The organism is Inquilinus sp., assembly GCF_057815775.1.
In genome coordinates, this window is sequence record NZ_JBYRFX010000518.1 from 1 (window position 1) to 11,516 (window position 11,516).

Consider the following 11,516-nt stretch of genomic DNA (forward strand, 5'->3'; position numbering starts at 1 on the left):
GCCAACGGCCTGCGCCTGCTGGCCGCCTGGCGGCAGGCGGGGCTGCCGCTGCTGCATATCAGGCACGATTCGGTCGAAGCCGGCTCGACCCTGGCACCGGCCCATGCCGGCCACGACTTCCGGCCGGGCTTCGCGCCGCGGGGTGAGGAGCCGGTGGTGGCGAAATCCGTGAATTGCGCCTTCATTGCCACCGATCTCGATCTGCGGCTGCGGCGGCTGGGTATCGACACTGTGGTGGTGTTCGGCCTGACGACCGACCGGTGCGTCTCGACCACGGTGCGGGTCGCCGCCAATCTCGGCTACCGGGCGATCCTGGTCGGCGACGCCTGCGCCTGCTTCGACCTGCCCGACGGCACGGGCACGATCGCGGCGGAGGATCTGCAGCGCGCCCATCTGGCGACCCTGGGGGCGGAATTCGCGACGGTGACGAGCATGGGCGCGGTGCTGGAGCGGCTGGGGGCGTAGGCCGCCTGGCCTCTCAGCCCTTCTGGTTCCGCATCGCCTCGGCTTGGGCGTAGAACTTCTTCTCCCACTCCTTGTGGGCGTCCTGGCCCTCGCGGATGAACGGGGTGAAGACGGCCAGGTTCAGCAGCATCCAGTTCACCATCCGCGCCGGCCAGCGCAGCGGCTTGACGAAGTCGACGAACAGCACGACGCGGGTCTTGTCGGTGTGGTTCCAGGCCTCGTGCTCATAGGCGTCGTCGAACACCAGCGCCTTGCCTTCGTCCCAATGGCAGATCTGCTTGTCGACGCGGATCGCCAGCTGGTCGCGCGGCTCCGGCACCAAGAGGCCGAGATGCAGCCGCAGCACGCCGTTATAGGGGCCGCGATGTGCCGCCAGATGCTTGCCGGGCTCGAAGATCGAGAACATCGCCGTCTTCAGCCCGGGGATCTTCTGGACGATGCGCCAGGTCTCCGGACACTGCGCGATGTTCTTCTCCGACGTCGCGCCGTAGCCGGCCAGAAAGAAGGTCTTCCAGTGGGTGTCCTTGCTGATCGTCTTCACGTCGGCCGAGATGTCCTGGAAGCTCGGCAGCTCGTGCTGGCGCAGCAGCACGCGGTCCAGCTCGGCCCGGATCAGTGGCCATTCCCGCTCGATCTCCGCCGTCCAGGGGAAGACGGCGTTGTCGTAGACCGGGGGGTTGCCGACCAGGGTGTATTTGAGGTTGAGCCGCTCGGCCCAGGTCACGACGCGCATGAAGAACCGGGCCACCGCGCTGGGCCGGTCCAGGGTCGGGTCGATGCCTTCGGTGACCTTCGTCTGCTTCGGCAGGACCTGGCCCGGATGCGTCGCGGTGCTGTGGTTTCCGACGCTGACGTTCACGGTCTCACACTCCGACTGTGCTCTCGCTTCCAAGCATAGGCAGCGAACTTGCTCCCTGCCACGGTCATCATACCGCAGAAAAGAGCGGGTTGGGATCTTGCTCCGCTGGGCGAATCTTCCCGTACACCAACGGCACCGCGGTGGCCATCGCTCCGTCTGCGAGTCATTCCTAGCCGGAAATGTGACAACGTCAAGACAGCATCCGGGTCCTGCGGCATCGGGCCCGGGCCTGACGCGGCCCTGCCGGCGGGTTACGGTGAGGGATCCTGCGACTCGGGAGACCCGCCATGCCGTCCCTCGCCCATCTTCTGCCCTTCCTCATCGCCACCGTGCTGATCGCGATCATTCCGGGGCCGGCGATCCTCTACACCGTGGCCCAGGCGGTCGCGCGCGGTCGGGCGGCGGGGCTGCGCGCCGCTGCCGGCATCGCGGTCGGCGACCTGGTCCATGTCGCCGCGGCGGCGGCCGGGCTGTCGGCAGTGTTCCGCTGGTCGCCGACCCTGTTCCTGGCGGTCAAGCTCTTCGGCGCCGCCTATCTCGTCTGGCTCGGCATCCGCATGGTGCGCAGCCGCCGGGCCGGCGGCGCGCTGCCGCAGCTGCCGCAACTGGTGCAGAAGACCGCGCGCCGGGCCTTCGCCGAGAGCGTGGTGGTCGAGCTGCTGAACCCGAAGACGGCGCTGTTCTTCATTGCCTTCCTGCCCCAGTTCATCGATCCCGCCGCCAGCCTGCCGGTCTGGGGCCAGTTCCTGGTGCTGGGGATGATCATCGTGCCCGTGTTCTGCGCGGCCGACGTCATCGCCCTGCTGTGCATCGACCGGGCGATGGCTCGGCTGCGCCGCAGCGAACGGGTGGGCCGCTGGCTGCGCGTGGCCGGCGGCTCGGCCCTGGTCGGCCTCGGCGCGCATATGGCCCTTAGCCGCAACTGAGCCGGGTCCGAAAGAAAGCTGCGCACGGCCATCGCCCCTCCTATACTCGCGCCGTGACAGGAGGAGTGCCGCCCATGACCGCTTTCGAGATGCGGAAGCCCGCCGATTGGGAGGCGCTGGCGCAGAAGGAACTGCGCGACCGCAAGCTGGCCGATTTGACGGTCGAGACGGCCGAAGGCGTCACGGTCAGGCCGCTCTACACCGCGGCCGACGTGCCGGCGCAGGCGACGGCCGAGCTGCCGGGCTTCGCGCCCTTCACCCGCGGCGTGCGCGGCACGATGTATGCCGGCCGGCCCTGGACCGTCCGGCAATATGCCGGCTTCTCCACGGCCGAAGCGTCGAACGCCTTCTACCGCGCCAACCTGGCGGCGGGGCAGCAGGGCGTCTCGGTCGCCTTCGACCTGGCCACCCATCGCGGCTACGACAGCGACCACCCGCGCGTGGTCGGCGATGTCGGCAAGGCCGGCGTGGCCATCGATTCCGTCGAGGACATGAAGGTGCTGTTCGACGGCATCCCGCTCGACCGCATGTCGGTGTCGATGACCATGAACGGCGCGGTGCTGCCGGTGCTGGCCGGCTACATCGTCGCGGCGGAGGAGCAGGGGGTGCCGGAGGCCAAGCTGTCCGGCACCATCCAGAACGACATCCTCAAGGAGTTCATGGTCCGCAACACCTACATCTACCCGCCGACGCCTTCGATGCGGATCGTCGCCGACATCATCGCCTACACCGCCGAGCGGATGCCGAAGTTCAACTCGATCTCGATCTCCGGCTACCACATGCAGGAGGCCGGGGCGACGGCGGTGCAGGAGCTGGCCTACACCCTGGCCGTCGGGCTGGAATACGTCCGCGCCGCGATCTCCGGCGGGCTCGACGTCGATGCCTTCGCCGGCCGGCTGTCCTTCTTCTTCGCCATCGGCATGGATTTCTTCACCGAGGTGGCGAAGCTGCGCGCCGCCCGCCGGCTGTGGGCCGAGCTGATGCAGAAGCATTTCGCGCCGAAGCGGGCCGAAAGCCTGATGCTGCGCACGCATTGCCAGACCTCCGGCGTGTCGCTGACCGAGCAGGATCCCTACAACAACGTGGTCCGCACCACGATCGAGGCGCTGGCCGCGGTGCTGGGCGGGACCCAGAGCCTGCACACCAACAGCTTCGACGAGGCGCTGGGCCTGCCGACCCCCTTCTCCGCCCGCATCGCCCGCAACACCCAGCTGATCATCGCCGAGGAGGCCGGGGTGACCCGCACGGTCGACCCGCTCGGCGGCAGCTATTACATCGAGGCGCTGACCCAGGAGCTGGCGGACAAGGCCACCGCGCTGATCGACGAGGTCGAGGCGATGGGCGGCATGACCAAGGCGGTCGAGGCCGGGCTGCCGAAGCTGCGGATCGAGGAGAGCGCGACCCGCCGCCAGGCGCGGATCGACCGCGGCGAGCAGGTGATCGTCGGCGTCAACAAATACGCACCCGACAAGCCCGACCATGTCGACGTGCTGGCGATCGACAACTCCGCGGTGCGCGAGGCCCAGGTGGCGCAGCTGAAGCGGATCCGCGCCAGCCGTGACGACGCGGCCTGCCGGGCGGCGCTGACGGCGCTGACCGAGGCGGCGCAGAGCGGCGAGGGCAACCTGCTGGATCTCGCGGTCAAGGCGACCCGGGCGCGGGCGACGGTCGGCGAGATCTCGGACGCGCTGGAGCTGGTGTTCACCCGCCACCGCGCCGTGATCCGCTCGGTCTCCGGCGTCTATGGCGGCGCCTTCGCCGGCGACGAGGGCTATGCCAGGATCCAGGCCGAGGTGGCGCGCTTCGCCGAGGCCGAGGGCCGCCGGCCGCGCATGCTGGTGGTGAAGATGGGGCAGGACGGGCACGACCGCGGTGCCAAGGTGATCGCGACGGCCTTTGCCGATATCGGCTTCGACGTCGACATCGGGCCCCTGTTCCAGACGCCGGAGGAGGCGGCGCGCCAGGCGATCGAGAACGACGTCCATGTCGTCGGCGTCTCGTCCCAGGCGGCCGGGCATCTGACCCTGGTGCCGCAGCTGATGGATGCGCTGAAGGCCGAGGGTGCTGGCGACATCCTGGTGGTGTGCGGCGGCGTCATCCCGCCGCAGGATTACGACACGCTGCTGGCCGCCGGTGTCAGCGCCGTCTACGGCCCGGGCACCAACATCCCGCAGGCGGCGAGCGAGATCCTGACCCTGATCAGCAAGGCTCGGGTGGCGGCGGCGTAGGCCTCCGTTGCTCTCTGCCTCTTCGGGCTCGCCATGGCGAGAGCGTCGCGCTAGGATCGTTCTTTCTTTGTTCCGGAGGATCCGTGGCGAGACGGGCCGGCAGTGCCGATCTGCCCCTGCACCATGGCCGGGTCCCGGCCTGGCTGGGCCAGCGCATGGCCCGGCTCGGCGCCGTCATCGCCGAGGCGATCATCCACCATTACGGCCGCGACGACTTCCTGCGCCGCCTGGCCCATCCCTTCTGGTTCCAGTCCTTCGGCGCGGTGATGGGCATGGACTGGCATTCCTCCGGCATCACCACCAGCGTCGTCGGCGCGCTGAAGCGTGGCCTGCAGCCGATGGCCGGCGAACTCGGCCTGCATGTCTGCGGCGGCCGCGGCGCGCATTCGCGGCGGACGCCGGCGGAGCTGGTGGCCATCGGCGAGCGCGTCGGCTTCGACGGCGCGGCCCTGGCCCAGGCCAGCCGGCTGGTTGCCAAGGTCGACAGCGCCGCGGTGCAGGACGGCTTCGACCTGTATCTGCACGGCTTCATCGTCGCCGATGACGGGCACTGGGTGGTGGTGCAGCAGGGCATGAACGGCGACAGCCGCCTGGCCCGGCGCTACCACTGGCATTCCGAGGATCTGAAGAGCTTCGTCGAAGCCCCGCACACGGCGATCGAGGGCGCCGGGCAGGGCGTGATCGTCAACCTGACCGACCGGCGGGCCCGGGCCTCGCGCCACGGCCAGGTCGACCTGCTGCGCGATCTCGGGCCCGACCGCATCATCGGCGAGGTCGCGGTGCTGGAGGGGCGGGTGCCGCCACCGCCGGACCAGCCGAGCCTGCCGCATTTGACCATGCCGGCGCATCACGATGTCCGGCCCAGCGACGTGATCCTGCGCCGGCTGCACGGGGCGCTCAGCGCCGCGGCGGACCGGGCGCCGGCGGATTTCAGCGAGCTGCTGCGGGTGCGGGGCGGCGGTGCCCGCACCGTGCGGTCGCTGGCCATGGTGGCGGTGGTGGTGCACGGCGCGCCGTGCCGCTTCGCCGATCCGGGGCGCTTCTCGCTGGCCCATGGCGGCAAGGACCGGCACCCCTATCCGGTGCCGACCCTGGTCTACGACAAGACCATCGCGGTGCTGAAATCGGCCGTCGCCGCCGCGAAGCTGGGCAATGACGAGCGGCTCGACGCGATCCGCCGTCTCGACGACCAGGCCCGGCGGGTCGAACGGCACGCCACCGGCCCGACCCTGCCCGAACACATCGCCGAGGAGCGTCGCCGCTCGCACGATTATGGCGGCCGCAGCGTCTTCGGCTGGGAACCGGCGCCGGGGGCGCTGCCACGAAAATGCCCAGATTGAATCCGGATCGAAGCATCGGGCCATGCGTTGAATAGTTCGAGTGTTGGTGGGTCTGGCCCGCGGGGCCGCCCGGCGCCACAGAGGATGAGAACGCGATGAGCACGACGCGACGGATTCTGACCGGCCTCCTGGCCGCAGCCGCCGTCACCCTGGCGGTGTCGACACCGGCCCTGGCCCATGGGCCGCGGCATGGCTGGTGGCACCATGGCGGCTACTATGGCGATGGCTATTACGGCCGCGGCGGCTATGGCCGGGGCTATTACGGCGGCCCCGACGTGGTGGTGGTGCGGCCACGCCCGCGGGTCTATGTCGAGCCCGCGCCGGTCTATGTCGAACGCCCGCCCGTCTATTATGAGCGTCCGCCGGTCTACTACGCGCCGCCGCCGCCTCGGGTCTATGCCCCAGGCCCGAGCATCTCGGTCAACATTCCACTCGGTTTCGACTGACCTGACGCCGGCCGGCTGCGGCGCGCTGCCGCGGCCGGCACGGCCCGACAATTCCGCTTGCACTCTGATGGCATCGGCGTATCTTGAGATTGCGAATGATTTGCAATCGCTTCTCGGGACAGGAGGCAACCGTGCCCAGCACCCATTGCCCTCTCCCGGCCAGCCTTGCGGTCGTTCACACGATCACGGATCGGGCGGGCTGGACGACCTAGCCGACGCCATCGTGAAAGCCGTCGATCCGTCGACGATCGGGCCGGTCCCTGGCTGGCGTTCCTCCGGCCCGATCTACACTCAAAGCCTCCGGAGCAGCCCTCCGGAGGCTTTTTTTCGTTCTGATATCAGCGCTGGAGGCGACGGCGGCGGATGATGATGCCGAACAGCATCGCCGCCCCCGCCAAGGCCAGGGCGGCGACGACATCCCGCATCGATCCACTCAGAATGAAGCCCTCGGCCCGCCACCAGGTCAGCCCGCCCCGCGTGCCGGTCACGGTCGCCACCTGGATTGCGGTCCAGGCCAGGGCCACGCGCAGCGGGTCGGCCCGGACACCGAGGATGGCGTGCATCCCGGCCAGCAGGGCCAGCGCCATGGCGATGTCGACGCCGACCGCCCAGACCAGCGACACCGGCGCGGTGAGGTCGAGCGACCCGACCAGCCAGGCCACCAGGAAGCCGGCCAGCGGCGCCGCGACCAGCGTGGCGGCGCCGCGATGCAGGGCGGCGAGCCCCAGCAGCACGGCAATGGCGACGAAGCCGGCGATGATCGCCTGGCTCAGCAGCGGCGTGCCGCCAGCGGCCTCGGGGTGGGCGGCCATGGCGGCGTCCAGCAGCAGCGGCCGCAGCGCGCTCAGCCAGGCCGTCGGGATCAGGATCAGCAGCAGGCCAAGCGTCGCCAGGGCGGCCGCAGCGCCCGAATCCACCGGTTCTGCCGCTGCCGTCGGCACATCGCCGCGGCGCATGGCGCCGAGCCCGAGCGCCAGCCCGACCACGGCCCAGGCCAGGAACGGGCCGGGCGGCACGGCCAGCTCCGCATCCGCCGGCACCAGCAGCCACAGGGCCAGATTGGCCAGCAGCGGGCCCACCAGCACCGTCGCTGCTGACGCCGCCAGGGCGGACAGGGATCCCGGGCCGGCAGCATCGGCCAGCCGCAGATGGCTGCCGACGGTCAGCCCGGCGGCGCCCACCACCGCGGCAATCCACAGCACGGCCGGCAGCAGCGCGCCGTCGTCGGGGCCGAGCGGCTGGCGCAGCAGGGCGGTAAAGCCGATCAGCGCCACGGCCAGCAGCACCGCGCCGGCCAGGGCGACGCGGCCGCCACCCTGGCGCCGTGCCACCAGGGCCCAGCCCAGGAACGGCAGCAGCGCCAACAGCGATTCGCCGGCCAGCGCCCAGGGCCAGTTGTCCTGCAGCGCGAAGGCTGGGGTGAACAGCGGCACGGCGGCGGCGTACAGCAGCAGGTAGGCGCCGGTGCCGATGGCGATGCCGAGCACCGGCCGCACCAGCCGGGCGGAGGAAGATCCGTCGAATCGCACCGTCATGCCGGCCCTTGCCCTGAACTGTGAGGCCCCGAATCGCGGGGCCGGATCGCCGACCGGTTTACGGCAAAGGCGGCGCGGGCTCCATCACGGCAGCGACAGCTCGATGCGGAACCGCAGCGCCTCGCCCCCGCCATAGGCCGCCGCCTTGCGGAAGTGTTCCACCAGCCGGCCGCCATTGGCCAGGATCACCCGCTGCGACGCGATGTTGTCGGGGTTGGTGGTCAGCTCGACATAGGCCAGGCCGCGCGCCCGGGCCTCCGGCAGCAGCAGGGCCAGGGCCCTTGTGGCATGGCCGCGCCCCTGCTGCCACGGCACCACGGAATAGCCGATATGGCCCAGCACATGTGGCGGCAGGGCGGCGGTGCCGGCCTGCCAGCGCAAGTTGATGGTGCCGCAGAATTCGCCATCCCACAGCCAGCGCTGAAAGCCGGGCAGCCGCGGCACGGTGGTGCCGTCGGGCATCGGGATCGGGCCGCCGCGGGCTTCGGGGTCGTCCAGCCCGGCGACGAAGGCGGCCGGGTCCTGGGCCATCCGCTCCAATTGCTCCGCAGCGGCAGCGGCCTTGCGGACAGTGTCCGGCGACCAGCCGCGCCGCAGGGCGTCGGCATAGAAGGGCAGGCGGTCGAGGGAGGGGACAAGCAGTTCGATCGTCATCGTCCCTCCACTCCTAAACGAAAGGCCGCCCGCGGTGCAACGCCACGGGCGGCCTTCGCTCAGGAGAGGGAAATCACTTGTGCAGCGACGTCGCCGCATCCTCGATCGCCTTGGCGACCACCGCCGGCTTGGCGACGAAAGCGGTGTGGCTGCCGGTCACCGACACGACATGGGCGCCGATGCGCTGGGCTTCCCAACGCTCCAGGTCCGGGTTGATGACGCGGTCGGCGGTCGATACCAGGAACCAGGAGGGCAGGGACTTCCAGGCCGCCGCGGTGACCTTTTCACCGAAGGCCGCGGCCGCGATCGGCCCCTGGGTGGCGGCCATCACCGCCGCCTGCTCCACCGAGGAATCGGCGGCGAAGGCGCTATGGAAGCGGGCCGCCGGGATGGTGGCGAAGCCGTCCGCTCCCGGCTGGATGGCGTCGGCCTCGACCGCCGCCGGCTTGTTCTTGAACACGTCGGCCGCGGACTCGCCCACATCCGGCGCCAGGGCGGCGACATAGACCAGACCCGCCACCTTCGGGTCGTCGGCACCGGCCTGGGTGATCACCACGCCACCCCAGGAATGGCCGACCAGCAGCGTCGGGCCGTCCTGCTGTGCCAGCACCCGCTTGGTGGCGGCAACGTCGTCGGCCAGCGAGGTCAGCGGGTTCTGCACCGCGGTGACGTGATAGCCCTTGGCCTGCAGCGCGGCGACAACGCCGTTCCAGCCCGAGCCGTCGGCGAAGGCGCCGTGGACCAGGACGATGTTCTTCACGCCGGTGGGCGCCGCCTCGGCAGCAGCCGAACCGAGACCGAGCGACAGGGACGCGGTGGCGGCAAGCGCCAGCGCCTTCAGGGAGAGGCTCATGGGAGAACTCCAGGAAAGGGAAAGGCAGGGCCGGCGTCAGCGCCGGCCCCGCAAAAAGCTCAGGCGACGGTCAGGCGGACGTCGAGATTACCGCGGGTGGCGTGCGAATAGGGGCAGACCACATGGGCACGGGCGACGAGATCCTCGGCCACGGCGCGCTCCACGCCCGGCAGGGCGATGATCAGGCCGACGTCCAGGCCGAAGCCCTGGCCGTCGTCACGCGGGCCGACGCCGACATCGGCGGTGACGGTGGCATCCGCCGGGACCTTCACCTTCAGCTGGCCGGCGACGTATTTCAGGGCGCTCAGGAAGCAGGCGGAATAGCCGGCGCCGAACAGCTGCTCCGGGTTGGTGGCATCGCCGCCCTGGCCGCCCAACTCCTTCGGCGTGGTCAGCGCGACGGACAGCTTGCCGTCTTCGCTGGTGGCGCGGCCATCGCGGCCGCCGGTTGCCGTGGCCTTGGTGCGATAGAGGATGCTCATGATCGGTCTCGCTTGAAGAGGGAGCGACAGGGTGCCGCTTGCGAGAAATTTAATAGCGCACAATTGAATTGCCCGACATTCGATCTCGGCATGGCCGCGTCGTGAAATTGAATGGTGCGCAATTCAATTGCAGGGCGTATCGAGTCGGATTGCCCTGTTCCCGAACCAGCAGGGGGAGACTCCGCCATGCCCGACACCCTGGAATTCCACCAGCGCCTGACCCACCAGCTCTGCTTCGCCGTGTACTCAACGGCGCATGCGTTCAACCGCATCTACAAGCCGCTGCTGGACCGGATTGGCCTGACCTACCCGCAATACATCGTCATGCTGGTGCTGTGGGAACGCGACGGCCTGGCGGTGAAGGAGATCGGGGAACAGGTGTTCCTCGATTCCGGCACGCTGACACCGCTGCTCAAGCGGCTGGAGGCCGCCGGCCTGGTGCTGCGCCAGCGCAGCAGCGCCGATGAGCGGGTGGTCAACATTCAGCTGACCCCGGCCGGCCGGGCGCTGCAGGCCGAGGTGGCGGCGGTGGGCGAAGCGATCGGCTGCGCCGCCGAGCTGACGATGGAGACGGCGGGCGACCTGCGCGACGCGCTGCTGAAGGTGCGCGGCAGCCTGCATGCCAGCGCGGAAGCGGCCGGGTAGGACCGAACCCTCAGCCCTTGCGGCTGGGGTCGGTCGCCGGGTCCAGCAACCGGTGCAGATGGACGACGAAATAGCGCTTCTGCGCGTCGTCCACCGTCGCCGCCGCCTTGGCCCGCCAGGCGGCATAGGCCTCGGCGTAGTTCGGGAAGACGCCGACGATGTCGAGCTTCGACAGGTCGGAGAACTCGATCCCGGTGGGGTCCTTGAGGTCGCCGCCGAGGACGAGGTGCAGCAGCTGCTTGGGCTGGGTGGTGTCGGTCATGGGGGTCACTTCGTGCCGAACATGCGGTCCCCGGCGTCGCCGAGTCCCGGGAGGATATAGGCATTGCCGTCGAGGCAGCGGTCCAGTGCCGCAGTGTAGACGCGCACGGTGGGGTGCTTGGCATGCAGCGTGCGCACGCCCTCCGGCACCGCCACCAGGGCCATGAAGCGGATCAGCTCGTCCGGCACGCCGTGCCGGTTCAGCACGTCGATCGCGTGGACCGCGGAGTTGCCGGTGGCCAGCATCGGGTCGACCGCGATGAAGATGCGACCCTGCGGCTCCGGCAGCTTCACCCGGTCTTCGACCGGCATCGTGGTGTCGTGGTCGCGGTACAGGCCGATATGGCCCTGGCGGGCGGAGGGGATCAGCTCGATCAGCCCCTCGGTCATGCCCAGCCCGGCGCGCAGGATGGCGACCAGCGCCACCTTCTTGCCCATCAGGACGGGCGCATCCATCGGCTCCAGCGGCGTCTCGATCCGCTCGCTGGTCATCGGCAGGTCGCGGGTGATCTCGTAGCCCATCAGCAGCGAGATCTCGCGCAGCAGGGTGCGGAACCCGTTGGTCGACCGGCCCTTGTCGCGGATGTGCGACAGCTTGTGCTGGATCAGCGGGTGGTCGAGGATGAAGAGGTTTGGGAATTCGGGTAGCGTCTTCATCGGGCCTCGGCGCGGCGGTTGCGGCCCGACCATACAGGGCCGGGCCGACGGTTCCAAGGGGCGCGCCGGACTCGGCCGCTATGCCCGCCCGGCCGCTATGCCTGCTCGAGGGTGAAGCCTTCGTCCAGCCAGCCGGCGAGGCCGCCGATCATCACCTTCACCGGC

The 11,516-nt window shown here is 70.1% G+C and carries 13 protein-coding genes; 6 read left to right on the forward strand and 7 right to left on the reverse strand.

What is annotated here, in order from left to right; all coding sequences use genetic code 11:
• Positions 1-465 (forward strand): isochorismatase family protein (locus AC3XYG_RS18035; protein WP_489141234.1); only part of this gene is annotated, 465 nt, incomplete at its 5' end.
• Between the two features lie 13 nt (positions 466-478).
• On the opposite strand, the gene olsC is transcribed toward AC3XYG_RS18035, so the two are convergent.
• Positions 479-1,324 carry an ornithine lipid ester-linked acyl 2-hydroxylase OlsC gene (olsC, locus tag AC3XYG_RS18040; RefSeq protein WP_489141235.1) on the reverse strand — a complete coding sequence of 282 codons (846 nt, stop codon included), beginning with the start codon at positions 1,322-1,324 and terminating at the stop codon, positions 479-481.
• Between the two features lie 287 nt (positions 1,325-1,611).
• Here olsC and AC3XYG_RS18045 point away from each other — a divergent pair, with 287 nt between their 5' ends.
• The 4 genes from AC3XYG_RS18045 (at position 1,612) to AC3XYG_RS18060 (ending at position 6,264) form a co-directional block, all read left to right on the forward strand.
• Positions 1,612-2,250, forward strand: a complete 639-nt coding sequence (locus tag AC3XYG_RS18045) for a LysE family translocator (RefSeq protein ID WP_489141236.1) — start codon at positions 1,612-1,614, stop codon at positions 2,248-2,250.
• 74 nt (positions 2,251-2,324) lie between these two features.
• Positions 2,325-4,478, forward strand: coding sequence for a methylmalonyl-CoA mutase (scpA, locus tag AC3XYG_RS18050; RefSeq protein WP_489141237.1), 2,154 nt, complete (start codon positions 2,325-2,327; stop codon positions 4,476-4,478).
• 83 nt (positions 4,479-4,561) lie between these two features.
• Entirely contained in the window at positions 4,562-5,818 is a 1,257-nt protein-coding gene (locus tag AC3XYG_RS18055; RefSeq protein WP_489141238.1) for a DUF763 domain-containing protein, read from the forward strand.
• A gap of 95 nt (positions 5,819-5,913) precedes the next feature.
• Positions 5,914-6,264, forward strand: a complete 351-nt coding sequence (locus AC3XYG_RS18060; RefSeq protein WP_489141239.1) for a hypothetical protein — start codon at positions 5,914-5,916, stop codon at positions 6,262-6,264.
• A 338-nt stretch (positions 6,265-6,602) separates the two neighbouring features.
• On the opposite strand, the gene AC3XYG_RS18065 is transcribed toward AC3XYG_RS18060, so the two are convergent.
• From AC3XYG_RS18065 to AC3XYG_RS18080, 4 genes are all read right to left on the reverse strand, one after another.
• Positions 6,603-7,799, reverse strand: coding sequence for a hypothetical protein (locus tag AC3XYG_RS18065; RefSeq protein WP_489141240.1), 1,197 nt, complete (start codon positions 7,797-7,799; stop codon positions 6,603-6,605).
• 84 nt (positions 7,800-7,883) lie between these two features.
• On the reverse strand, positions 7,884-8,453 hold the full coding sequence (locus AC3XYG_RS18070) for a GNAT family N-acetyltransferase (RefSeq protein ID WP_489141241.1): 570 nt from the start codon (positions 8,451-8,453) through the stop codon (positions 7,884-7,886).
• 73 nt (positions 8,454-8,526) lie between these two features.
• Positions 8,527-9,306, reverse strand: a complete 780-nt coding sequence (locus AC3XYG_RS18075; protein ID WP_489141242.1) for an alpha/beta fold hydrolase — start codon at positions 9,304-9,306, stop codon at positions 8,527-8,529.
• 59 nt (positions 9,307-9,365) lie between these two features.
• A complete protein-coding gene (locus AC3XYG_RS18080; protein ID WP_489141243.1) occupies positions 9,366-9,788 on the reverse strand; it encodes an organic hydroperoxide resistance protein in 423 nt (140 codons plus the stop codon).
• Positions 9,789-9,974: 186 nt separating this feature from the next.
• Between AC3XYG_RS18080 and AC3XYG_RS18085 the strand changes: the two genes are divergently transcribed.
• Positions 9,975-10,433, forward strand: a complete 459-nt coding sequence (locus tag AC3XYG_RS18085; protein WP_489141244.1) for a MarR family winged helix-turn-helix transcriptional regulator — start codon at positions 9,975-9,977, stop codon at positions 10,431-10,433.
• Positions 10,434-10,443: 10 nt separating this feature from the next.
• Here AC3XYG_RS18085 and AC3XYG_RS18090 read toward each other — a convergent pair whose 3' ends face one another.
• Both AC3XYG_RS18090 and upp read right to left on the reverse strand, forming a co-directional pair.
• Complete coding sequence (locus AC3XYG_RS18090; protein ID WP_489141245.1) at positions 10,444-10,695, reverse strand: DUF4170 domain-containing protein; 252 nt, start codon at positions 10,693-10,695, stop codon at positions 10,444-10,446.
• Positions 10,696-10,700: 5 nt separating this feature from the next.
• Positions 10,701-11,351: a uracil phosphoribosyltransferase gene (gene upp, locus AC3XYG_RS18095; RefSeq protein WP_489141246.1), complete on the reverse strand. Its 651-nt coding sequence runs from the start codon at positions 11,349-11,351 to the stop codon at positions 10,701-10,703.
• Positions 11,352-11,516 lie beyond the last annotated feature (165 nt).